This is a genomic window from Rhodanobacter sp. GW835-FHT13D09 (genome assembly GCF_058793995.1).
Map to the genome: position 1 here is coordinate 13298 of NZ_JBXAGL010000016.1, position 21244 is coordinate 34541.

A 21244-nucleotide genomic window follows, 5' to 3' on the forward strand; every position below is an offset into this window, starting at 1 on the left:
CCGGCATGCCCGCGCTGTCCAGCCGCATCCGCATGTGGCCTGCGATGGCGGCCATGGCGTGGTGCGTGCTGGCGCATGCCGGCAACCCGCCCACTCCCGCCACGGATCCGGCGCAGGCGCTCGACCGGATCGAACGCCTGCGCACCACCGACCACCCGCGATTCGCACAAATGCTGGCGCAGTTCCATCGCGAGGCGCCCCAACTGACCGCCTCCGAACAATGGCACCTGCGTTACCTCGATGCCTGGGAGGCCACCTACGAAGGCCACGCCGCCGGCGCCGAAAGCCAGCTGCGCGAGATCATCGGCCGCTCAGGTGACGCCATCCTGACCACCAAGGCATCGGCGCTGCTGCTGAGTAGCCTGGGATTCAATCGTCGCTACGAGGAGGCCTACAAACTGGCCAACCAGCTGACGGCCACGCTGCCTGCCGTCAGGGATCCCCAGGCGCGCTTCATGCTGCTGGAGAACCTGTCGCAGATGCTGAACTACGCGGGCCAGACCGGCCTCGCCGTCAATTACGCACGCATGATGGAGAGCGTCACCCCGCCCGGCGGCAGCCTGTGCTTACCTCGCTACCTGCAGGTCGCGGCGCTGTACAACGGCAAGCGGCTGACGACGGCCAGCCCGGAGTTGCAGCAGGCCATCGACACCTGCACGGCAGCCAGGGAACCGATCATCGCCCATGCCCTGGAACTGGCGCTGGACAGCCTCTACCTGGACCAGGAGCAGCCCGGCAAGGCGCTGGCCCTGCTCGACCGCATCGCCCCCGCCATCGAGGCCAGCCGCTACTACCTGCACATGCTGTCGGCCCAGGCCAAGCGGGCGATGGCCTACGCGAAGCTGGGTCGCGACGACGAAGCCCGCACGGCGGCACTCGCCGCCGTGGCGATGGGCCACCCCGGGGACATCAACGAGTGGCTGAAGGATGCCTACGAGGTGCTCTACCAGGTCGAGAAGAAACAGGGCCATGCCGCCGCCGCGCTGGATTACCACGAGCACTACGCCGCCCAGGACAAGGGTTACCTCAACGACGTCAGCGCGCGCACGCTCGCGTACCGGACGGTGCAGCAGCAGGTGCTGACCCGGCAGATGGAGGCGGAAGAGCTGGGCCGGCAGAACGCCGTGCTGCGCATGCAGCAGGCGCTGGCCGGCAAGACGGTGGAAACCGGCCGGCTGTACATCGCGCTGCTGCTGATGGCGCTGGCCTCCATCGTGCTGTGGCTGTTCCGGCTCAAGCGCTCGCAGCTCCGCTTCAAGCGCCTGTCGCGCCTCGACGGGCTGACCGGCATCTACAACCACCAGCACTTCATCGGCGAGGCCGAGCGCGCCCTGGGTCTGCTGGAGAAGCGGGCCCACCACGCCTGCCTGGCCTCGATCGACCTGGACCACTTCAAGCAGGTCAACGATGCCCATGGCCACGCCATGGGCGATGCCGTGCTGAAGCAGGCCGTCGGCATCTGCCAGCAGCACCTGCGCCCCGCCGACCTGTTTGGCCGGCTGGGTGGCGAGGAATTCGGCATCCTGCTGCACGAGTGTTCCCGCGCGCAGGGGCTGGAGATCGCCGACCGCATCCGCGTTGCCATCGAAACGACGCCGATCGAAAAAGACGGGCACGACATATGGATTTCCGCCAGCGTCGGCCTGGCTTCCACCGACACTTGCGGCTACGGGCTGCAACGACTCTGCAAGGAAGCGGACGCCGCGCTGTACCGCGCCAAGCGCACCGGGCGCAACCGCGTCATCGCCGATGGCGGAGACGGCAGCCTGGCCGAAGCCTGAAATTCCGGACCCCGGCAGCAGCCTCGGGAGGCGCCCAGCCCCGACCCGTGGCTGGATTTCGAGCACCGCCCGCGACTGGCAAAACCTCGTGCCGCGACAAAGTGTGCGGCAAGCGCCGGCGTGCTCCGGCGACGCCTTCCGGTATCTGCCGCCAGACCGTCAGCCGATACGCAGCTTGCTCAGGAACAGGCCGTGTTCGCGGTCCTCGACGCGGCAGCCCTCGCGCCCTTCATCATCCAGGCCCACACGGTATGCGTGCCGTGCGCATCCCGGGTGTCCACGCGCACGTGCTCGCCGTTCGCAACCGGAAACCGGGTCGCCGGCACCATGGTTTGCCCATCCATGGAGATCAGCTGCGCCGACTTGCTGACGACGGAGCCGGCCGTCCATCCGGAGCTGACATGTATCTGCACTTCCTGCGGCGCGTGGCTGCTGCGGTTGTCCAGCTTCCAGCCGTCGACTTTCTGCAGCAGTGCGTCCAGGTTCGGATCGCTCCAGTCGACCGGGCCGACCGAAAAGCTCGAGCGTGACTTGTTGTGGCCACGTGGCTGACCTCCGGCCGAATAGACGCGAATGGACATGCAGACACGATCCCTGCAGCCAACACAGCAGAACTCCCGCCCGGCGGCTGGGCCGAGCAAAAGGGGCCGTGGCCACCACCCGTGCCACAGCTGCCGCGGCGACAAACCCGGATTCGCGGGCTGTCACGGCATCCACCCCGGCACTTCTGGCGTATAACTCGACTGCCCAACCACAGGAAACACCACCATGAACGCCCTGTTGAAATTCGCCACCCTCGCCCTCGTCGGCACGGTCGCCTTCGCCCCGCCGGCGTTTGCGGCGCTGAAGGAAGGCGCCCAGGCCCCCGATTTTTCCGCGCCGGCCTATCTCGCCGGCCAGCCCTTCACGTTCAAGCTCGCCGACGCACTGAAGAAGGGTCCGGTGGTGGTCTACTTCTTCCCCGCCGCGCACACGTCCGGCTGCAACCTGGAAGCACACCTGTTCTCCGAAGCCATCGACCGCTTCAAGGCGCAGCACGCCACCGTGATCGGCGTCACCGCCGGCAATACCTCCGAGCTGGCGGCCTTCTCGAAGGAAACCGAGCACTGCGGCGGCAAGTTCCCGGTCGCCGCTGACGAGGGTGCGAAGATCGCCAGGGAATACGACGCGCTGCTGCAGATGCGGCCCGGCTGGTCGGACCGCACCTCGTACGTGATCGCCCCGTCGGGGAAGATCGTGCACGTCTATTCGAACCTGAACCCGAAACAACATGTGCAGGAGACGCTGGACGCAGTGAAGGCGCTCGACAAACAGGGCTAGTCCGCACCGTCCCGGATGCCTTCGCGGAAATGACGACGGGCCGGCAAGACCGGCCCGTCGGTGCAACCGTTACTGTCGGGAATCAGCCTTCCGTGCCAGGCGTCCAAGTGCGCACCCAGCATGTCGATCTCGCCGGCCTTGCTGCCGCTGCCCGGGATCTCGGCCAGGGTGTTGTAGCCGGGCTGGTTGGCCTCGTCGGTGAAACGCGCTTTCACGTTCACCCGCAGCTTCACCGTCTGCCTGCGCTCGACCGCACGCACCCGCTGGCTGTAGTGCTCGGCCGCCATCGCCAACCCAGGCACCGATGGCAGCGGCAAACGCGATGAGCGCCGACCGGCACCGGAGCCGTGGTCAGCGACTCCGGTTTCGCCGGCTTGCCGTTTGTCTCACGCCAGGGCTTGGCGATCGAGCGCGCTGCGGTCCCACTTGGCCAGGTCGGCGGCGCGGGCATAAGTGCTGTCGAGGAAGGCGCTTGCGGCGAAAAGCAGCGATGCGGGAAGCGCGCGCCCCGACTTTGCCCGCCCCCGGTCTGCTTCCGGTAACCTGCCGGCATGACCTCGACCCGACAGCACGGTGCTCCCGAAATCTCGCGTGCCTCCATGGTAGTCGCAGCGCTGTCGACGGTGGTGGAGTGGTACGACTTCACGCTCTACCTGTATTTCGCCACGGTGCTGTCGCGGGTGTTCTTCGGCGGCGGCGACGGCTCGCTGCTGGCCACGCTCGCCGGGTTTGCCATTGCCTACGGCATGCGGCCGCTGGGCGCAATGGTGTTCGGCCACATCGGCGATCGCATCGGGCGGCAGCGCACGCTGGTGCTGTCGATGATGCTGATGACGCTGGCGATGCTGGCGACGGCGCTGCTGCCCGACTACGCCACGATCGGCCCGGCCGCAGGCGGACTCCTGCTTCTGTTGCGCTGCTTCATGGCGTTCTCGGTCGGCGGCGAATACACGGGCGTGGTCGCCTACCTGCTGGAAGGGGCGCGCGCGGACCGGCGCGGCCTGATCACCTCGCTGGCATCCGCCGCCAGCGAGGTCGGGGCGCTGCTGGCCGTGGCGATCGCCGCCCTGGTGGTCGGCGCAATGAGCACCGCCCGACTCGACGCCTGGGGCTGGCGCATTCCGTTCCTGGTCGGCGCGGCGCTGGCCGGCGGCGTCTGGATCGCCCGCTCCACCATGGACGAATCGCCGGATTTCCTGCGCCAGCTGAAGCAGCACAGCGTGCCCGAATCGCCGCTGCGCCACGTGCTGGCCCGGCATCGACCTGCGCTGCTGCGGACCTTCGCCATCTCGGCGCTGGGCTCGATCACCTATTACGTCGGCATCACCTATGTGCCAGCCTTCCTCAGCTCGTCGGGCCGCCTCGCCGAAGGCCGTTCGCTCTGGCTGGCGACCCTTGCCGCGGTGGCGGTCATCCTGGTCACGCCGCTGGCGGGTGCGCTCTCCGACCGGGTCGGACGCAAGCCGGTGCTGATCGGACTGGGCATCGCCGGCATGCTGCTGCCGCTGTCGATGTTCGGCCTGATGGCCGGCGGCGGCGAACTGCGCGTCGCCGCCGGCGCGATCGTGCTGGCCTGCCTCGCAGGCGGCGTGAGCGCGGTGGGCGCCCCGGCGACCGCCGAGCAGTTTCCCGGCGAAGGCCGGCTCAGCGGCCTGGCCCTGGGCGTGACCGTGGCCACGGTGATCTTCGGCGGCCTGACGCCCTTCCTCGCCGAGCTGTTCGTCCGGCTGACCGGATGGACCGCCCTGCCCGGCGCGATGATCGCCGCGGTCGCCCTGGCCGTGCTGCCGGTGCTCCTGACCATGCCGGAGACGCGCCCGGACGTGGCCAGACAGGGCACGGCGGCCATCAGCCGAGCGGACTTGTCCGCCCCGGGGCATCGCGACTGACCGTCCGCTTTCACCCGGGCTTGCGCGCGGCGATGATCTCGCTCAGGTAATCGGGCGTGCCCGCCACGCGCACCAGGTGCGGGTACTGCAGGCCGTCGTGGTAATCCACCGCCACCGTGCGGTAGCCGCCCTGGAACTTCAGCAGCAGCTTGATCGGCGCCTTGTCCGTCCTGGCCGCCGTGATCGCGTCCTTCAGCACGTCGTCGCTGTAGTCCTGGCCGTTCACCGCGACAAGGGTGGCGCCGGTGCTGACGCCGGCCTTGAACGCCGGCCCGTTCCAGCGCACGTCGTTGATCTGGCCACCCTTGGCCATGGTCAGGCCGATCGACCAGGCGTAGTTGTACAGGTGGCGCGGCGATTCGGGACGGCTGTTGTACTGCTTCTCGTAGGCGCTCTCCTGGTCGGTATAGACCAGCTTCCAGCCGGTGCCCTCGAGGCCCTCGCCCAGCGGCGGGTCCAGCGTGTCGACGCGCGCGCGCAGGAAACCCGCCCAGTCGTACTTCGCCACGCCGTCCAGCGCCGCCACCACGTCGTCGAAGGTGTAGGTGCGGGTGACGTAGCTGCCGTCGTCGACGCCGAAGAACGCGCGGGCGAAATCGTCCAGCGACTTGCCGTCGTGCGTCAGCGTGCGGATCTTCGCGTCCACCGACAGCCACATCATCTGCCCGGCGCTGTAGTACTCCTCGCTCATCTGCCAGCTGCGGTACGGCAGGCCCGAGCGGCGGGCGACGGTGGGGTCGTTGGTGGTGTCCTCGATCGTGCGCCAGCCGAAACCGCCGCGGTTGCGCTCGTAGTTGGCCGCCACCATCGCCAGCGCGTCGCGGAACTCCTGCGGCGACCACAGGCCCGAGCGCGCGGTGAGCACGAAGCCCCAGTACTGCGTCTGGCCCTCGTACACCCACAGCAGCGAATCGCCCATCGGCACGTTGAAGTTGGGCGTCCACAGGTCGGCCGGGCGGCGGAACTTGCCGTTCCACGAATGGGTGTACTCGTGCGCCAGCAGGTCGCGGCCGGGCGCGGCGTCGCTCCAGGCGGTGAAGTAGTCGGCGCCGAGGCCGTCCTCGCTGGACTGGTGGTGTTCCGTGCCGTTGCCGCCCAGCTGGTCGGACAGCGAGAACAGGAAATCGTAGTGGTCGTAATGGTGCGAACCGAACAGCGTGGTCGCCTGCACCACCAGCGCGCGATGCGCCTGCAGCTGCCCGGGCGTCATCTCCAGGTACTTCGGCGCGTCGGCGACGATGTCCATATGCACCGGCGCACCGCCGGACGGCGTGAGGTCGACGCGCTTGAAATACTGGCCGGCGTAGACCGGCGAATCGACCAGATTGTTGAACGTCACCGGCTTGAAGGTGACGGTATCGCCCGACTGCGAGGCCGGCTCCAGTGCACTGCCGAGCTGCCAGCCGTGCGGCAGCGTCAGGCTGGGCGCGAAGGTGATGCCGCGCGTGAAATGGCCTGCCGGATACAGCGCCACCTTGCTCCACTCCATGTCCATCATGCGGTCGGTGATCTCGAATCCGCCGTCGCGCGGCGACAGGTACTGGAACTCCGCGTCGATGCGGGCGACGCCCGCGGGCACCTCGAGATGGAACGCGTACACGTCGTACTTGTCGCGCATCCACGCCAGTGGCTTGCCGTTGGCGCTCAACCGGAGGCCGGCGAGCATCGCGATCGGGCCGGTCGGCGAGTGGTCGCCGGGAATCCACTGCGGATAGAGCAGCGTCAGCGCGCCGGCCTTGACCGGGATCGACTCATGCACGCGAAAGATGCCCTGTGCGGTATCGCGGGCATCGACATGGAGCGCCACCGTGCCGGGATACGGCGTGTCCTGCGGCGATGGCACCTCGCCTGTGCGCACCTGCTGCGCTCCCGCGGCGCCGGCGGCAAGCGCCAGCCATACGGCAAGGGCGAAACGTGAAAACCGGCGCTGCGCAGCCGCCGGCGACGCGGCGGAAGAGGCACGAAGCATGTGGGACTCCAGCGGCTTGGACGAAGAGGCTGCCAACTTATCACCGCCCGCCCTTCATGCAACCGGATGGCCTCACTCGCTCGCCGGCGACTGGCCGGCCGACGACTCGTTCAGCGCCACCGCGGCGCGGAACAGCGCCTTCAACGCCTTTTCGTCGATGGTGTCGCCTTCATGGATATCGATGGCGCGCCGGGTATGGCCTTCGAGGCTGGCGTTGAAGAGGCCCGCAGGGTCGTCCAGCAAGGCACCCTTGGCGAAAGTCATCTTCACCGCATTCCTGTAAGTCTCGCCGGTGCAGATCATTCCGGCGCGGTACCACACCGGCACCCCGCGCCACTTCCACTCCTCGACCACCTCGGGAACGGCCTGCCTGACCAGCGCGCGGATGCGGGCAAGCGTCGCGCCCCGCCAGTCGCCCAACTCCGCGATCCTCGCATCGATCAGCCGGGAGGGCGTGTCGCCCGCGATTGCTTCTTTCGAGCCGATCTTCCCGTTCTTCATGGTGGTCATCGCCCGCCGGACAAACTCAGGGCCGCTCCTGCACGCGCAGCAGGTTGCCCGCGGGATCGCGCACGGCGCAGTCGCGAACGCCGTACGGCTGCTGGGTCGGCTCCTCGACGATCTCGGCGCCGCTGGCCTGGATCCGCTCGAAAGCCGCGTCGAGGTCCCGGGTCGCCAGCAGCATGATGGCGTAGGTGCCCTTGGCCATCATCTCGGCGATGGTGCGCTTCTCGTCGTCGTTCACACCGGAGCTGGCGGCCGGCGGGTACAGCACGATGGAGGTGCCGGGCTGGTCGGGCGGGCCCACCGTGATCCAGCGCAAGCCGTTGTAGCCGACGTCGTTGCGCACCTCGAAGCCGAGGGTGTCGCGATAGAACGCCAGCGAGGCGTCCGGATCGGTTTGCGGAAGAAAACTCGCGTGAATGGAGATGTCCATGACGGCTTTGCTCGCGGTGGAAGGAGCCGTCATGCTAAGTCCGGCTCGGCGGCCGGCGCTTCTCGATTCCTGACCGGTTTGGTCACCTGCCGCGCCACGCAGGACGGCATCCCCGCCGTGGCCTGCGCCGCGTCGCGCCGGTAGACGCTGGGCGGCACCCCGACCAGCTCGGCGAAACGCGTGCTGAAGGTGCCCAGCGACGCGCAGCCCACGGTGAAGCAGACCTCGGTGACGCTGAGGTCGCCACGACGCAGCAGCGCCATCGCCCGCTCGATGCGCCGCGTCATCAGATACGAATAAGGCGACTCGCCGAAGGCAAGCTTGAACTGGCGGCTGAGGTGGCCGCCCGACATGTGCACGCCGCGGGCGAGCGCGTCGACGTCGAGCGCTTGCGCATACTCCCGGTCGATCCGGTCGCGCACGCGGCGCAGGCGGGCGAGGTCGCGCAGGTTCTGCGCTGCTGCGGCCCGGCTGCTCATGGCCGGGATCCTCCCGCGCGGGGATTCGCCAGCGCCCGCTCGATGGCTTGCTGCGCGAGCGGCGCCATGATCGCGTAACCCGCCGGTGTCGGGTGCACACCGTCGCTGGCAAGGCGGGAATCCATGCCGCCCTGCGCGTTGGCCAGCGCGCCGTAGTAGTCGAGGTAGATGACGCCATGCGACGTCGCGTAGGCCTTGAGCCAAGCATTGAGCGCGCGAACCTTGCCGGCCGGCTGCAGGCCCGGATGCCAGGGATAGTCGCTGACCGGCAGCACGGAGGCGAGGACGACCCGGATGTGGTGGGCCTGCGCCAGTTCCGTCATGGAGCGCAGGTTGTCCTCGATCATCGGCAAGGTGGCGAGGCCGGTATTGCCCGCGATGTCGTTGGTGCCGGCGAGCACCACCACCGCCGCGGGGCGGAGCGCGATCACGTCCTGCCGGAAACGCAGCAGCATCTGCGCCGTCGTCTGCCCCGAGATGCCACGGTTGACGTACGGCTTGCCGGGGAAAAAGCGGGTGCCCTCGGCGCGCCCCCACGCGTCGGTGATGGAGTCGCCGAAAAACACCACGCGCGCCGCGCCGGGCGCAGGCGGCGGCAGCTGCGCATTGTCGTCGCGGTAGCGGCCCAGCTGCGGCCAGTCCAGCAATTGCTGCTGCATGGACGCGGCCTGTTCGGCGGTGATCGACGCCGGCGGCATGGTGTAGAGCGGGTTGATGGCGACCGGCGCCGCCGAAGTGGAGGCCGCGGCCTGGCCGGTGGCGTGCAGCGGGCCGGCCACGCCGGCGAGAAGCACGAAGGCGGCGACAAGGACCGATGGAAACGTCATGCCCGGATCTCCATGCAGGACTGGCAGAGCCAACGGAAGAACAGGATACCCCGAAGGAAATATCGGCAACCCGATCGGGGAAGCGCGCAGATCAGGCGCGCCACCGATGCGCCCGATCCGGCCATGGGGCTTCCTGCATCCCACAGGCCGTCCTCGCTGAACCAGTTCTACCGCTACCAGGATGCGATCTGGCGCAGCCAGACGGTGAGCCTGCGGGACTGAGGAAGAGCGGGGTCAGAGTGGAGTTCCCCACACGGCACGGCGACATGCGCCGCTACCCGGCCATCCACGGCAGGGCCAGGCTGACCGGCACAAGTCAAACGTCGGGAATTACACCATGCCCAGACTCCCACGACTCGACATGCCTGGCATCGCGCAACATGTGATCCAGCGCGGCAACGACCGCCTCGGCAACACCGCTGAAGAACGCCGGCAGTGCTACCGCGAACTGGTCATGGAAACCGTCGCCCCGGAAGAAACCGACGCCATCCGCCTGCACCTTCAACGCCCGCACATCTACGGCCCCGACCGCTTGAGTCTCGCCATCGAAGCCCGGCTCGGGTGAACCACAGGGCCGAAGAAGATCGGTCGGCCGAAGAAAGTGGAAGCCGCGCCGCCGGCACCTGACGTATCGCAGGAAAGGGTACTCTGACCCCTGTTTCGCCCCGCCCGCCCTCAGTCGTGCGCCTTGCGGCCCCTGGGCACGGTGAGAACGATCGAGACAATCGCCGCCGCCACCATCAGCACGTTGAAACCCAGCGCCACGAAGGCGGCTTCGCGCAGCGCCAGGTTGTCCTGGCGGCCGGCGAAGGTGATCACGCCCTCCAGCCAGCGCACGCTGTTGCTGTCGCCCGCCAGCGCGGTGAACACGGCGGCCGAGATCGCCACGCCAAAAGCGGCGCCGAGCGACGAAGCCATCTTGTAGATGCCCGAGCCCGAACCGCCCTGTGCCGCCGGCAGGTTGGACAGCGCCGCGTCGGTGGACGGCGTGGCGTAGAACGCCAGGCCCAGGCCGAACAGCGAGTAGCCGATCACCGCCAGCACCTCGTACTGCCCGAGCAGCAATTGCGTGGGCATCAGCAGCGTGATCGCCACGCCGGTGATCAGGCAGCCCCAGATCATCGGCTTGCGCGGGCCGAAGCGCTGCAGCAGCTTCTCGCCCACGCGGATGAAGGCGATGATCGCGATCGCATAGCCCAGCGTCAGCATGCCCGCCTGCTGCGCATTCATGCCGCCGCCCAGCTGCACCAGCTGCAACGAGACGATCAGCGTGCCGGCGGTGGCGTTGATCAGGAAATTGGAAATCGTGGCGCCGGTGTAGGTCGGATTACCGAACAGCCGGAAATCGAAGAACGCATTGGCCGAGCGCCGCTCGATCAGCACGAACAGCCCGCCGAATACCAGCGTCGCAGCGACCAGTCCGAGCACCGACGGGCTGGTCCAGCCCAGCGTGTTGCCCTGGGTCACCAGCACCTGCAGCGCCAGCATCGCCACCATGAAGGCGAGCACCCCGGGCAGGTCGAACTTGTAGTCGCCGTGGGTCTCGGCCTTGTTCTCGGGCGTGCCGCGCATCAGCCACAGGCCGAGCGCACTGACCGCGATCGCCAGCCAGAAGATCGAGCGCCAGCCCAGGTTCTGCGACATCAAGCCGCCGACCAGCGAGCACAGCCCGCCGCCGCCCCACGAACCGATCGACCACAGCGACACCGCGCGCTGGCGCCCGGCCCCGTCCCAGTACGCCTTCACCAGCGCCAGGCTGGCCGGCATCACGCAGGCCGCCGACAAACCCTGCAGCGCCCGCCCCGCGAGCAGCACCGGCGCGGCCATCGCGCCGGTGGGCGTGATCGCCACCAGCAGCGAGCCGGCGATGCTCAGGTAGAAACCGACGCGGGTGATCCGCAATCGCCCGACCCGATCGGCCAGCCCACCCATGACCACGATGAAGATGCCCGAGAACAGCGAGGTCAGTGCCACCGCGATGTTCATGGTGGCGGCACCGATGCCAAGGTTGCGCTGCATGTCCGGCGCGATGTTGAGCGTGGTCTGGGCGAACAGCCAGAACGCGACCACGCCCATGATGATGCCGAACAACAGGCGGTCGTTGCCCTGGAAAGGCGTGGATGGCTGGCCGGGCGCGGCGACGGTGTTCATGCGACCTCCTCGGGATTCAAGCCATCTTCGACGACCGCAGCAACGGGGCCAGGCTCACTTCTCCGCAGCCCCGAACGAGAGCACCGCAGTCGTTCCCGGCACCAATGCGTGACCTCGCTGATTTTGTGCGTCCCGTGTGATCAGGAAGTGAACCGGGCCCTGTCTTGGGGCAAGGACGAACTGCCGGGTATCCGCATGCACCTCGAACAAGAGCAAGCGCCGGACGACGTCACGTTCCAGGCCATGATCGAAAAGCCCCAGGTCGCCCTGCCCGACTGCGCCTGCGCGGCCAGCCACGGCGATCTGGCATCCAGCCTGGGAACGTTTAATTCCCTCCGTGCCCATTTGTCCTATGTCCGATCGATCAACTAGTGGTGCCAGCATGAAAACGTGGGAAAGCCCAGAATCTGACCTCTTTATGCTCGTTTTCTCTACCTCTGTTTTCGACGCCGTTTTGCTAATATGGCCTGATGATCGGATGTACTGTAAAGCGACTTTTGACCAACCTTGCCCGGCTTTCGCCGAGCATTTCAACTATCACGTTGACGTCTTACGTGCCTAGGCCGGTCCTCACCGAAAGATTGAGCGTCGACTCAAGCCTGCCGCTCTCGCCAAGTCTGTTCGTCCACGAGGCGCTCAGACATCGTGGTTATCCAAATGCCATTGAGGCCTACCCAATCGGGATGCTCGCCGACAAACTGGCGGAGTCGCCGCCCTATGGTAGCGTTCGAGGCCTATGCTCGCGTGTTCACTTACTCGACGGTACCGAAGCGCACCTACCCCTCCTTGACTTTCAGTGCGACGTGAACGACGAGAACGCCGCGGCTCTTCTCGATGCGATGAAGCTGATGGGCCAGACGCGCGGCGTCCTGGCCACAAGTGGCAAGTCTTACCACTATTACGGATTTGAACCGATTACGCTCGAAAAATGGCGTCGATTCATGGCTCACAACATACTTCTGACGCCGCTCATTGATGTGCGCTATCTCGCCCACTGCATGATCGAGGATATCGCCTGCCTACGGATCGATGCGCGGCCCAATCAACATACCGAGCCCGTCGTTGTGGCCGTTCTCAAGTAGGATTGTGGCGCCAGCTAACCGCGACGAAACGAAAACACGTTAAAGATCACCCGGTCCGAGTCGCGGTCTACAGAACTAAGCTTTGGACTGCTTGGCAGCCACGCGCAGTCCGACGCCCTGGTCTGCAACATGCGGTCAAAGCGCCACCCAGCGGATTCGGCCACTCGAATCACCTCTCCACTGCTTCGCTTCCATGTATCAATCTCAAACTTGCCGGCAGGCGTTGGGATCCTTGTCCGCTCAAACTCATGGCCAATATCGAGTTCCGTGACAATAAGTGCTCCATCCGGCGAGACTAAGTTGGCGGCTGCGCGAAATGCGCTAATGAGGTCCTTCACATGACAAAACACCCGAGCGGCTATGGCCAATTGAAACGACTCAGGCGCAAGCGCGTCCGACCGCAGGTCACCAACGAGCAAACGCTCTCTGCTTTTGAACTTGCGGGCTGCAATGGCGACCATCTCCTGACTAACATCGATGCCGAAAGTATCGATCCCAGCCGCACGCAGTGCGGCGACGTACCGGCCGGTCCCCATACCTAAATCAACCGCACGCTCAGCATGCCCCATGCGAGATACCTCGGCGAGTACAAGCGGCACCTCATTTCTGTCCCAAAACGTCTGCCACTCCCACGAGTCATACCAAGGAGCGACTTGGTCATAAGCCGCGGCAATTGCGTTAATGTCGCTCATTTTTGCTTAGTCTTCAAAAGACTAATCTCATCTTCCAGCACTTTCATGCGATCAAGCAGTGCCTTGGACTCCTCGGTACCGCTGTATACAAATACAGGCTTGGGGCCAGCGGCTTCGAGTTGCTTGTCAATCCTCGCTTCGATTTGATCTGCCCGCTGTCTAGCTACCAGATCAACATTTTCTGTGAGAAATCTCGTTGCGAGCCACTGTCCAGTAGTCAAAAGTGCAATGGCAAGCAGAGCAAGCGGGGCGGCCTTGTAGACGGCGGTTCGTGTATCGGTCGATACCGATTCCCGAAATATCTGCTTTGCTTCAGCCAGCTGTTCATTCAAATCCTTCTTTGCATCCAGACCAAGATCCTTGGCCACCTTCTCAATCCGATCGGTGCCGGCGGTGATCAGCTCATTTAGTTCTCGCGATTGCTCTGAGATTTGTAGGAAAGTTGCAGGTGACTCACTCGCCATCGTTGCTACTTTGCTATCGTAGCTTTGGGTTTGCCATACGCCTGATGAATACTTCGCAACGCTATCAAGCGATAGAAACATTAGCTTTGCTACTCGCGTATCGGGCTGTATGCGGACACGCTGTTTGCCAAAATTCACGAAAGTGCATGTCAAGTGCCCCTCGTATCCGGGTGGAACTGCACTAAGGTTCACCAGCATTAGCCCCTTGCGCGAAAGCCCGTCCGTCTGATTCCAGATGCCACACACGTCGGCAGGCATTCTCACGATTTCGCGAGTCCTGAGCGACACGAGCTCGCCGGGACATATTTCGTATGCCTCCTCACCCGGCCACGCACCAACGACCTTGGTCGTCCAATCGAAAACATCCTTGTGGGCTGGCTCGTCAGAGTGCGGGGACGGAAAGATTTTTCCAGCAACAAACGAGTAGGCACAGCCCCGTACGCGACTAGAATCCCCATCGATAATCAACTGGTCAAACTTCGCCAAGATCGTATTGTCACTAAATACGGTCATAATAAATCTCCGGGCCATCAAATACGACAACGGCAAAGGGATCGTAGGAAGTTATTCCAATCTAACTCCTTTCACCGCATTTTTGAAAGACGATAATTGATTTAACCTGACCTTTTTCTTAAAACGAAAACAGGGGTCAGAGTAGACATTTCGACGTACCCCGAGCCACATCCCTCTCCGGCCACACCGGACACAACGCCTCCACCGCTTCCATCAACTCCACCCAGTCGGAAAGATCCCCTTTCCCCGGCAGCGAAGCCGACACCACACAGCCTCCGGCCAGCGGCTCGGCCACCCGGTCAGGATGCTTCGTCGGCAACTTGGGCGAGGAGTTCATCGAGCCATTCCGTGCGGTCGAACAGAGCGAAGTATTCGCGGACCTCGGCCATGTTGAGCTTTCCGCGCTGCGCCCGCAACAACGCCCGGATATCGTCGAGGTCGCGGGTACGGGACGGGTTGTTGACCAGCGCCTGCAGCTTGAAGCCGATCAATCCTTCCGCGCTGATCACCCGCAAGGTGCCGAGCGCCGTGGTGCGCTCGATGGCCTCACCCAAAAGGCGCCTCGCGGCCGGGCGATGAGCATAAAGAAGGTCCAGACCTTCATCGTCGCGCTGGTAATTGGCGGCGTCCTCGCTGCGATGCACGCAGCGGTAGCCCAAACCAAGCAGGATGTCGTGCAGGCGATCCGCATCGTCCGCATCGGCAAGGAAGTCCACGTCGCGGGTAGCGCGCACCACCTGATGCGCGGCCAGCGCCAGGCCCCCGATCAAGGCAGGCGGAGTCTTGCAGCCGGCGAAGGCAGCGAGGGCCTGCTTGATTTGCTCGACTAGGCGGGACATCGGCATGTTCCAATGAAATGGGCGTTGGGGTCGATCACCACTGGATACACGATACCAAGCAAAAGCCCCCTCTCCCCAATCCCCGCCCCCGGCATAGCTGGGGCAGCGGGAATTGTGGGCGACGGGCGAGTGGTCGATGTCGATTGTCGAAGGCCCCGTTCGTCTTCCTGTGGCAGGGCCGACAAGGCCGAACCACAGGAACATGACTGACGATGATCACGGTCTTTGGCGAAGGAAGAGGCTTTCGGGTCGTCTGGCTGTTGGAAGAGATGGGGCTCGCGTACCGGTTGCGGCCGGTGAACCTTCTGGCCGGCGTCGAGAAGGACCCGGAATTCCTGGCCATCAACCCTGCCGGTTTCATCCCGGCGATCCGGGACGGCGACGTCACCATGGTCGAATCCATCGCGATCATGGAATACCTGATGGTCCGCTACGGGCCGACGCCGCTGGCACCCGCCCCGCACGATCCCGCGTTCCCCGCTTACCAGCAGTTCCTCCACCTTGGCGAAGCCGGCCTCGCGGCCTCCATCTACTTTGTCGTCGGCGCGCGCAGTTTCGCGCCGGAATCCGAACGGAAGAACTGGAGCGCCGGTCAGGCGCTGGACGTTTTCCAAAGCCGGATGGGCCTGGTGACGCGGCAGCTGGCACGCACGCCCTATCTCGCCGGCGAGATGTTCACAGCCGCCGACATTTCGGTGACCTACGCGCTGGAACTGGCGCAACACGGCGCAGGCGTCGCCCTTGGCGAAACAGAGAAATCCTATATCGCCCGCACCAGCGCCCGCGAAGGCTACCAGCACGCCATGGAGACCTGTCAATCCAGGAAGGCATGGTTCGCTAGAACGCCTGTTCAATGACCGCTTCTGGCATATTCACCCTCATTCCTAAAAGCGCCAATAACGCCTCACGAATTAATCAAAAACAATGGATTACAAAATAAAGTCCAATCCCTACAAATAAACCCCATCCACCTGACAGATTTTATTTCCCTTCCGCTCTATGATGAAAACCGCCGCAGCGCAATCGCCGCCGGCCGGAGAAACCCGTCACCGAAGAAAATCCTCAAGGCCAAAACCAGCGCGGGCCGCATGGGCTGCAACCCATACGACCCGCTGACCACAACCAACTTACCAGGAGTTGATCATGGCTAAGCCCGATCATAAGGCAGTCGCGCACGACAATGCGCGCATCCCCACCAACCCGCTTTCGCGCCCCTACTGGACCCTCGCCGAAGTCGCCCGCGTCCAGCAGGACGCCGCCACCCTGGCCGGCCTCACCACCGCCATCCGCGCCCTCGCCCGCGTCCTCACCAACAGCGAAGCCTTCCGCGACCTCCACGCCAACAACCAAAGCGACACCATCGAACCCGGCTGCTGTCCGCTGGATGCTCCCACCACCGAAGGCCTCTTCGCCGCTCTGTACTTCCTCAGCGAGCAGGCCGAACGGCTCAGCCAGTTGCCCCTGCCCGCCCCGATCCACTCAAACGACGTGCCGTACTGAGCTTCAGACAACCCACTTCGCCGAGCAGCCGTATCTAGGCTGCACGACCAAGCCCAGTGAAGGAGGGAAGTAAGAGACCAGGGTCTCCGTCCCCTTTGTCCCTTTGTGTCCCTTTGTCCCGCTAATCAGGTGCCAATATGACCCGACCTTCTTTTACAATTACCTCCTTGAACACGCGCGCCTCATGCTCTTGATCATGCGCCCACGACCCGCTAAACCTCAAAAGGACAAAAATGAAAAAAAGCGTTAGAACTGTGAACGAGACATAGGACAAGTCAATAGACGTAACCACGTTACAATCACAGGTAGGCGTCACATGGTAAGCCAAAGCTATCCACATAAAGAAAAAAACCACGAGAATATTGAATTTATTTTTGAAACAGAAAAACCAGATGGCCCTGTAAGTATTTGAGACACCCAGTCGTACCTCACCCTAAATGGCTCGGCGCCTCTATAAAGCAAGGTCTTATGGAGTGGTCCAATTGAAGCATCCTCCAACATCTGCACGTGGTTCTCCCAATTCTCGTGCCAATACTTGCTCCCCTTGTTCGCAAGCGACCAGCCAAGAGACAAAATCACGCCAATGCACGAGAGAACAAAGGAATATATCTTTTCGGTCTTTTCAAGAGACGCAAAAAATCCAGCTAAGGCTGCCGCAGTGAGAGTCCAAAAGTAAGCAGTTCTTGTCCAATACATCTGGATCTCAAACTTTCGTGCCTCCATCGCAACCTTGAAAGCTGCTTCCTCCTTGCCCTTAAAACGCGCAACGTACTCGCCCTGGTCTATAACCGTGTACGACTTCTTCGTTTGCACGAAAAACGTCTTAAAATCGCGCCAGATATTCATGATCGACATACCTCCCCCAAGAAGCATATTAATTCATGGCACCCGCCAGGACGGGCGAAAATTTTATCGTGCTTAACTAGAAGTTTCACACATCGACCGAATTCGGTCGTCTTACCACCAACCACCCCTAGGTCGCTTTTCAGCTACGCCCCTTTAATTGCCCACTCTAATTCCGACGAGCTAATTCCACGGGCCAATTACATTCTTCATATAGAGCAGCAAAATTGCCGTTCTTAGACGAATACTACCCGAGTCATTCGTATTCCTAGCCATCATGTCAAAATTTGAGAGATTCTGATCACCCGGCTGCCCTTCTGAGACTGTCTTTTTGTTAGAATCTCTTAACTTATTGAAATTAAGAAGAGCCTCCCGAAGACCATCTTTGCTTCCATAATTACGAATCACTTGATAATAGACAGTGACCGGGCCTTGGCTCGACAAAAGCGGGTCACGCTCTACAAATATTTCATACATATCATCTAGCGTCGCCTCAACGCGTGACATAGCTTCTTCAAAACCCGGCGACTCCGCTAAGAGGCCCTCATCGACCAAACGATCAATCTGCCTCTTTTTTGTGTCGACTATTTTTCCCCTAAACTCGAGCAACAAGAGTTTTGCAGCAACCGCCTTATCTTCGCCTCGCTTGGTCGAAAACTTAACGCAGTCGGAAAAGAATTTATGCTTTGCAATCCTAGCAATTATCTTAGGCACAACCCCCTTCATCGCATTTCTGAATTCTGGCGCACTAAGAGGTTTACTAGAATTTAGCCGAATAAATAAGTCGTTTATTTTAGCCTCGTCGTCCGTTATTACACTCATAACATCAAGGTTAAACTGATCCAGACGATCCGCAACACTAGGATGTGACTGCTTAAGGTCGGTGTAATACAACCCGCCCAAATCCAAGAGCGGATTCGACTCGAAAACGAAGTCCTTACGTAGTGGAAATTTATTTGCAATAAATTGCATTATGGCCTGAAGACGTTGCTTGCCGTCGATAACGGCGTAGCGTCGAGATTTCGAGTTCAGCTCACTATTTCCGAACGAGAAATCAGCCAAATACATTTTTGGTACGTCATACTCGTTAATGATGGAATCAATTAGATAAGCTTTTGCACCCTCATTCCACACGTTACCTTTCCGCTGATAAGGCGGATCAAAGTCTATTTCATCACGGCGCGAATTCCACCAAGAAACAGTTCGCCTATCATGGCCAATGACCTTGAACATATTTATACCCTGTATCCGTTTGCGCGCCGCAATTCGCGGGCAAGACCATCTAAATCGGGATATACAGACGAATCTAGAATCCCAGCACTCATTAATTCTTGAAATAGCGTGTCTTGATAAGCACCTCGAATCTCTATCTTCATAAGTGCATCCTGCTCAAATTCTCCCATAACGTAAACACACTCCATCGCTGCATTGGAGCTTCCAAAAAGGGTAAACACACCGCGCTGCGAAACAATTCTTGGACTGTTATGCACTCCGTAGACCGCGACGGGCTTTTGCATGAGTGCAGCTCCATCCCCTACTTCTACGTAACCGTTCGTTAACCGAGAATCCCCGACTGAGAATGGCTCACCGCTGTAGTTGATGTGCGACTGAACTGCCTTATTCCATGGAACTGGGCGCAATATCCAAACGCAAGATGAACCTGTAAACATGCCGCGCTCGTCTTTCTCCGCCTCACAAAGCGCAAAGAAGAGCGCGGTGAATGCATTCTCGGACCAGTCAAGCAAGCGAGTGGGCATTCCGTGATGTTGCATCAGGAATAGCATCTCCAGTCTATCGCTTGGGAGCTGCCGATTAACCATCGGCTGAGCACGCTCTCTGAATCTGGTAATTAGCTTACTCTCTAAGGCTAAAAGGTCATGTGGATCATGAATGGAAGGGTGTCTATAAAGCGATGGAATCAGTGCATAGTTAGCATGACTCACTCCGCGATACCATTTTATTTGGTCGACGTTCTGCGCAATAACCTTGGCGTAACTCCCTAGAGTTCTAACTTCTTGAATATTAAGAACAGGCATTTCCTTCCCCTGATAATTTCTACGCTGCGACTCGCCCTACATATTCCTCCGATACTCTCCCCCGACCTCATACAACGCATGGCTGATCTGCCCCAGCGAGTTGTACTTCACCGCCTCCATCAGCTGCTCGAACACGTTCTTCCGCTCCCGCGCCGTGTTCTGCAACGTGCGCAAGCTCGCCGGCACCAATGAGTTCCGTGCCTCGCCATACGTCTTCACGTTGGCAATCTGCGCCCCCTTCTCCTCCTCGGTCGAGCGGATCAGCTCGATCTCGGTGGCGATCTCGCCGCCGTGGTCCTTCGGCAGGAACGTATTCACTCCGATCAACGGCAACGAGCCATCGTGCTTCTTGTGCTCGTAATACATCGACTCTTCCTGGATCTTGCCGCGCTGGTACATGGTGTCCATCGCGCCGAGCACGCCGCCGCGCTCGCTGATCGCCTCGAACTCCTTGTACACGGCTTCCTCGACCAGGTCGGTCAGTGTCTCGACCACGTAGCTGCCCTGCCACGGGTTCTCGTTGAAGTTGAGGCCGAGTTCCTTGTTGATGATCATCTGGATGGCCACCGCGCGGCGCACGCTCTCCTCGGTGGGCGTGGTGATCGCTTCGTCGTAGGCGTTGGTGTGCAGGGAGTTGCAGTTGTCGAACAGCGCGTACATCGCCTGCAAGGTGGTGCGGATGTCGTTGAACTGGATCTCCTGCGCGTGCAGCGAGCGGCCGGAGGTCTGGATGTGGTACTTCATCATCTGGCTACGGCTGCTGGCGCCATAGCGCTCGCGCATGGCACGGGCCCAGATGCGGCGGGCGACGCGGCCGATGACGGTGTATTCCGGGTCCATGCCGTTGGAGAAGAAGAACGACAGGTTCGGCGCAAAGTCGTCCACCTTCATGCCGCGGGCGAGGTAGTACTCGACGATGGTGAAGCCGTTGCTGAGGGTGAAGGCGAGCTGGCTGATCGGGTTGGCGCCGGCTTCGGCGATGTGATAACCGCTGATGCTCACCGAGTAGAAGTTGCGCACCCTGTGGTCGACGAAGTACTGCTGGATGTCGCCCATCATGCGCAGCGCGAATTCGGTGGAGAAGATGCAGGTGTTCTGCGCCTGGTCTTCCTTCAGGATGTCGGCCTGCACGGTGCCGCGCACCTGGGTCAGCGTGTCGGTCTTGATGCGCGCATAGGTGTCGGCATCGACCAGCTCGTCGCCGGCGACGCCAAGCAGGCCGAGGCCCAGGCCGTTGTTGCCCTGGGGCAGGTCGCCCTGGTACTGCGGGCGCTTGCGGCCTTGGTACAGCTTGGCGATGGTCTTTTCCGCCGCGGCCCAGCGCGCAGGATCTTCCTTGAGATGCTTCTCCACGTTCTGGTCGATCGCGGTGTTCATGAACATCGCCAGGATCATCGGCGCGGGGCCGTTGATGGTCATCGACACCGAGGTGCTGGGCGCGCTGAGGTCGAAGCCGGAGTACAGCTTCTTCATGTCGTCCAGGGTGGCGATGTTGACGCCGGAGTTGCCGATCTTGCCGTAGATGTCCGGGCGCGGCGCCGGGTCCTCGCCGTACAGGGTGACCGAGTCGAACGCGGTGGACAGGCGCGTGGCCGCGCCGCCCTGGCTCAGGTAATGGAAGCGGCGGTTGGTGCGCTCGGGCGTGCCCTCGCCGGCGAACATGCGGGTGGGGTCTTCGCCGCTGCGACGGTACGGGTACACGCCGCCGGTGTACGGATAGTGGCCGGGCAGATTTTCCTTGCCGAGGAAGGTGACGAGTTCGCCCCAGTCCTTCGACTTCGGCGGGGAGACTTTCGGAATCTTCTGGTGGCTCAGCGATACGCGGTAGTTCTCCACGCGGATGGTCTTGTCGCGCACCTTGTATTCGTTGACGTCGGCGGTGACCGAGGCGTACAGCGCCGGCCACTCGCGCAGCTGGTGGA

23 protein-coding genes and 1 pseudogene are annotated in these 21244 nt (G+C 62.4%); 9 read left to right on the plus strand and 15 right to left on the minus strand.

Going from position 1 to position 21244, the window contains the following annotated elements:
* Positions 1 to 5: 5 nt before the first annotated feature.
* A complete protein-coding gene (locus AC1Q5A_RS16305; protein WP_492702484.1) occupies positions 6 to 1781 on the plus strand; it encodes a GGDEF domain-containing protein in 1776 nt (591 codons plus the stop codon).
* Positions 1782 to 1960: 179 nt separating this feature from the next.
* On the opposite strand, the gene AC1Q5A_RS16310 is transcribed toward AC1Q5A_RS16305, so the two are convergent.
* Positions 1961 to 2362: a hypothetical protein gene (locus AC1Q5A_RS16310; RefSeq protein ID WP_492702486.1), complete on the minus strand. Its 402-nt coding sequence runs from the start codon at positions 2360 to 2362 to the stop codon at positions 1961 to 1963.
* A 187-nt stretch (positions 2363 to 2549) separates the two neighbouring features.
* On the opposite strand from AC1Q5A_RS16310, the gene AC1Q5A_RS16315 reads away from it, so the two are divergent.
* Positions 2550 to 3101 (plus strand): peroxiredoxin, encoded by a 552-nt coding sequence (locus AC1Q5A_RS16315; protein ID WP_492702488.1) that lies wholly within the window; start codon positions 2550 to 2552, stop codon positions 3099 to 3101.
* A gap of 92 nt (positions 3102 to 3193) precedes the next feature.
* Here AC1Q5A_RS16315 and AC1Q5A_RS16320 read toward each other — a convergent pair.
* A pseudogene (locus AC1Q5A_RS16320) lies at positions 3194 to 3400 on the minus strand (peptidase); the annotation flags it as partial.
* 252 nt (positions 3401 to 3652) lie between these two features.
* On the opposite strand from AC1Q5A_RS16320, the gene AC1Q5A_RS16325 reads away from it, so the two are divergent.
* Positions 3653 to 4990 carry an MFS transporter gene (locus tag AC1Q5A_RS16325; protein WP_492702490.1) on the plus strand — a complete coding sequence of 446 codons (1338 nt, stop codon included), beginning with the start codon at positions 3653 to 3655 and terminating at the stop codon, positions 4988 to 4990.
* Positions 4991 to 5000: 10 nt separating this feature from the next.
* Here AC1Q5A_RS16325 and AC1Q5A_RS16330 read toward each other — a convergent pair whose 3' ends face one another.
* From AC1Q5A_RS16330 to AC1Q5A_RS16350, 5 genes are all read right to left on the minus strand, one after another.
* Entirely contained in the window at positions 5001 to 6959 is a 1959-nt protein-coding gene (locus AC1Q5A_RS16330; protein WP_492702492.1) for a M61 family metallopeptidase, read from the minus strand.
* A gap of 72 nt (positions 6960 to 7031) precedes the next feature.
* Positions 7032 to 7469, minus strand: coding sequence for a DUF1801 domain-containing protein (locus tag AC1Q5A_RS16335; RefSeq protein WP_492702494.1), 438 nt, complete (start codon positions 7467 to 7469; stop codon positions 7032 to 7034).
* A gap of 16 nt (positions 7470 to 7485) precedes the next feature.
* Positions 7486 to 7896 carry a VOC family protein gene (locus tag AC1Q5A_RS16340; RefSeq protein WP_492702496.1) on the minus strand — a complete coding sequence of 137 codons (411 nt, stop codon included), beginning with the start codon at positions 7894 to 7896 and terminating at the stop codon, positions 7486 to 7488.
* A 29-nt stretch (positions 7897 to 7925) separates the two neighbouring features.
* Positions 7926 to 8375: a helix-turn-helix transcriptional regulator gene (locus tag AC1Q5A_RS16345; RefSeq protein ID WP_492702498.1), complete on the minus strand. Its 450-nt coding sequence runs from the start codon at positions 8373 to 8375 to the stop codon at positions 7926 to 7928.
* Complete coding sequence (locus AC1Q5A_RS16350; protein ID WP_492702500.1) at positions 8372 to 9202, minus strand: SGNH/GDSL hydrolase family protein; 831 nt, start codon at positions 9200 to 9202, stop codon at positions 8372 to 8374. The genes AC1Q5A_RS16345 and AC1Q5A_RS16350 overlap by 4 nt, the downstream gene beginning before the upstream one ends.
* 12 nt (positions 9203 to 9214) lie before the next feature.
* On the opposite strand from AC1Q5A_RS16350, the gene AC1Q5A_RS16355 reads away from it, so the two are divergent.
* Together AC1Q5A_RS16355 and AC1Q5A_RS16360 are read left to right on the plus strand one after the other, a co-directional pair.
* Positions 9215 to 9424, plus strand: a complete 210-nt coding sequence (locus tag AC1Q5A_RS16355) for a hypothetical protein (RefSeq protein WP_492702502.1) — start codon at positions 9215 to 9217, stop codon at positions 9422 to 9424.
* Between the two features lie 139 nt (positions 9425 to 9563).
* Positions 9564 to 9767 (plus strand): hypothetical protein, encoded by a 204-nt coding sequence (locus tag AC1Q5A_RS16360; protein ID WP_492702504.1) that lies wholly within the window; start codon positions 9564 to 9566, stop codon positions 9765 to 9767.
* A gap of 110 nt (positions 9768 to 9877) precedes the next feature.
* On the opposite strand, the gene AC1Q5A_RS16365 is transcribed toward AC1Q5A_RS16360, so the two are convergent.
* The gene (locus tag AC1Q5A_RS16365; RefSeq protein ID WP_492702506.1) at positions 9878 to 11353 is read right to left on the minus strand and encodes an MFS transporter; all 1476 of its coding nucleotides are present in this window, start codon (positions 11351 to 11353) and stop codon (positions 9878 to 9880) included.
* A gap of 108 nt (positions 11354 to 11461) precedes the next feature.
* Here AC1Q5A_RS16365 and AC1Q5A_RS16370 point away from each other — a divergent pair, with 108 nt between their 5' ends.
* Both AC1Q5A_RS16370 and AC1Q5A_RS16375 read left to right on the plus strand, forming a co-directional pair.
* Positions 11462 to 11725, plus strand: a complete 264-nt coding sequence (locus AC1Q5A_RS16370) for a hypothetical protein (protein ID WP_492702508.1) — start codon at positions 11462 to 11464, stop codon at positions 11723 to 11725.
* Positions 11726 to 12036: 311 nt separating this feature from the next.
* Positions 12037 to 12435, plus strand: a complete 399-nt coding sequence (locus tag AC1Q5A_RS16375) for a primase 1D-like protein (RefSeq protein ID WP_492702528.1) — start codon at positions 12037 to 12039, stop codon at positions 12433 to 12435.
* A 14-nt stretch (positions 12436 to 12449) separates the two neighbouring features.
* On the opposite strand, the gene AC1Q5A_RS16380 is transcribed toward AC1Q5A_RS16375, so the two are convergent.
* The 3 genes from AC1Q5A_RS16380 to AC1Q5A_RS16390 all read right to left on the minus strand — a co-directional run bounded on the left by AC1Q5A_RS16380 (position 12450) and on the right by AC1Q5A_RS16390 (position 14943).
* The gene (locus tag AC1Q5A_RS16380) at positions 12450 to 13127 is read right to left on the minus strand and encodes a class I SAM-dependent DNA methyltransferase (RefSeq protein WP_492702510.1); all 678 of its coding nucleotides are present in this window, start codon (positions 13125 to 13127) and stop codon (positions 12450 to 12452) included.
* On the minus strand, positions 13124 to 14104 hold the full coding sequence (locus tag AC1Q5A_RS16385; RefSeq protein WP_492702512.1) for a dCTP deaminase: 981 nt from the start codon (positions 14102 to 14104) through the stop codon (positions 13124 to 13126). Before AC1Q5A_RS16385 ends, AC1Q5A_RS16380 begins: the two co-directional genes overlap by 4 nt.
* 299 nt (positions 14105 to 14403) lie before the next feature.
* Positions 14404 to 14943 (minus strand): nucleotidyl transferase AbiEii/AbiGii toxin family protein, encoded by a 540-nt coding sequence (locus AC1Q5A_RS16390; RefSeq protein ID WP_492702514.1) that lies wholly within the window; start codon positions 14941 to 14943, stop codon positions 14404 to 14406.
* Between the two features lie 212 nt (positions 14944 to 15155).
* Between AC1Q5A_RS16390 and AC1Q5A_RS16395 the strand changes: the two genes are divergently transcribed.
* Together AC1Q5A_RS16395 and AC1Q5A_RS16400 are read left to right on the plus strand one after the other, a co-directional pair.
* Positions 15156 to 15800 (plus strand): glutathione S-transferase family protein, encoded by a 645-nt coding sequence (locus AC1Q5A_RS16395; RefSeq protein WP_492702516.1) that lies wholly within the window; start codon positions 15156 to 15158, stop codon positions 15798 to 15800.
* Between the two features lie 286 nt (positions 15801 to 16086).
* A complete protein-coding gene (locus AC1Q5A_RS16400; protein WP_492702518.1) occupies positions 16087 to 16443 on the plus strand; it encodes a hypothetical protein in 357 nt (118 codons plus the stop codon).
* Positions 16444 to 16773: 330 nt separating this feature from the next.
* On the opposite strand, the gene AC1Q5A_RS16405 is transcribed toward AC1Q5A_RS16400, so the two are convergent.
* The 4 genes from AC1Q5A_RS16405 to AC1Q5A_RS16420 all read right to left on the minus strand — a co-directional run.
* Complete coding sequence (locus AC1Q5A_RS16405; RefSeq protein ID WP_492702520.1) at positions 16774 to 17289, minus strand: RipA family octameric membrane protein; 516 nt, start codon at positions 17287 to 17289, stop codon at positions 16774 to 16776.
* A gap of 180 nt (positions 17290 to 17469) precedes the next feature.
* Positions 17470 to 18519, minus strand: coding sequence for a GmrSD restriction endonuclease domain-containing protein (locus tag AC1Q5A_RS16410; RefSeq protein ID WP_492702522.1), 1050 nt, complete (start codon positions 18517 to 18519; stop codon positions 17470 to 17472).
* Positions 18520 to 18521: 2 nt separating this feature from the next.
* A complete protein-coding gene (locus AC1Q5A_RS16415; protein WP_492702524.1) occupies positions 18522 to 19322 on the minus strand; it encodes an FRG domain-containing protein in 801 nt (266 codons plus the stop codon).
* Between the two features lie 36 nt (positions 19323 to 19358).
* On the minus strand, positions 19359 to 21244 hold a 1886-nt coding region (locus tag AC1Q5A_RS16420; protein WP_492702526.1), incomplete at its 5' end, for a methylmalonyl-CoA mutase family protein.

Bases quoted from the DNA above. Each gene is read 5' to 3' on its own strand.
- AC1Q5A_RS16305 (WP_492702484.1), top strand. From the start codon at position 6: ATGCCCGCGCTGTCCAGCCGCATCCGCATGTGGCCTGCGATGGCGGCC.
- AC1Q5A_RS16310 (WP_492702486.1), bottom strand. From the start codon at position 2,362: ATGTCCATTCGCGTCTATTCGGCCGGAGGTCAGCCACGTGGCCACAAC.
- AC1Q5A_RS16315 (WP_492702488.1), top strand. From the start codon at position 2,550: ATGAACGCCCTGTTGAAATTCGCCACCCTCGCCCTCGTCGGCACGGTC.
- AC1Q5A_RS16325 (WP_492702490.1), top strand. From the start codon at position 3,653: ATGACCTCGACCCGACAGCACGGTGCTCCCGAAATCTCGCGTGCCTCC.
- AC1Q5A_RS16330 (WP_492702492.1), bottom strand. From the start codon at position 6,959: ATGCTTCGTGCCTCTTCCGCCGCGTCGCCGGCGGCTGCGCAGCGCCGG.
- AC1Q5A_RS16335 (WP_492702494.1), bottom strand. From the start codon at position 7,469: ATGACCACCATGAAGAACGGGAAGATCGGCTCGAAAGAAGCAATCGCG.
- AC1Q5A_RS16340 (WP_492702496.1), bottom strand. From the start codon at position 7,896: ATGGACATCTCCATTCACGCGAGTTTTCTTCCGCAAACCGATCCGGAC.
- AC1Q5A_RS16345 (WP_492702498.1), bottom strand. From the start codon at position 8,375: ATGAGCAGCCGGGCCGCAGCAGCGCAGAACCTGCGCGACCTCGCCCGC.
- AC1Q5A_RS16350 (WP_492702500.1), bottom strand. From the start codon at position 9,202: ATGACGTTTCCATCGGTCCTTGTCGCCGCCTTCGTGCTTCTCGCCGGC.
- AC1Q5A_RS16355 (WP_492702502.1), top strand. From the start codon at position 9,215: ATGCAGGACTGGCAGAGCCAACGGAAGAACAGGATACCCCGAAGGAAA.
- AC1Q5A_RS16360 (WP_492702504.1), top strand. From the start codon at position 9,564: ATGCCTGGCATCGCGCAACATGTGATCCAGCGCGGCAACGACCGCCTC.
- AC1Q5A_RS16365 (WP_492702506.1), bottom strand. From the start codon at position 11,353: ATGAACACCGTCGCCGCGCCCGGCCAGCCATCCACGCCTTTCCAGGGC.
- AC1Q5A_RS16375 (WP_492702528.1), top strand. From the start codon at position 12,037: ATGCTCGCCGACAAACTGGCGGAGTCGCCGCCCTATGGTAGCGTTCGA.
- AC1Q5A_RS16380 (WP_492702510.1), bottom strand. From the start codon at position 13,127: ATGAGCGACATTAACGCAATTGCCGCGGCTTATGACCAAGTCGCTCCT.
- AC1Q5A_RS16385 (WP_492702512.1), bottom strand. From the start codon at position 14,104: ATGACCGTATTTAGTGACAATACGATCTTGGCGAAGTTTGACCAGTTG.
- AC1Q5A_RS16390 (WP_492702514.1), bottom strand. From the start codon at position 14,943: ATGTCCCGCCTAGTCGAGCAAATCAAGCAGGCCCTCGCTGCCTTCGCC.
- AC1Q5A_RS16395 (WP_492702516.1), top strand. From the start codon at position 15,156: ATGATCACGGTCTTTGGCGAAGGAAGAGGCTTTCGGGTCGTCTGGCTG.
- AC1Q5A_RS16400 (WP_492702518.1), top strand. From the start codon at position 16,087: ATGGCTAAGCCCGATCATAAGGCAGTCGCGCACGACAATGCGCGCATC.
- AC1Q5A_RS16405 (WP_492702520.1), bottom strand. From the start codon at position 17,289: ATGAATATCTGGCGCGATTTTAAGACGTTTTTCGTGCAAACGAAGAAG.
- AC1Q5A_RS16410 (WP_492702522.1), bottom strand. From the start codon at position 18,519: ATGTTCAAGGTCATTGGCCATGATAGGCGAACTGTTTCTTGGTGGAAT.
- AC1Q5A_RS16415 (WP_492702524.1), bottom strand. From the start codon at position 19,322: ATGCCTGTTCTTAATATTCAAGAAGTTAGAACTCTAGGGAGTTACGCC.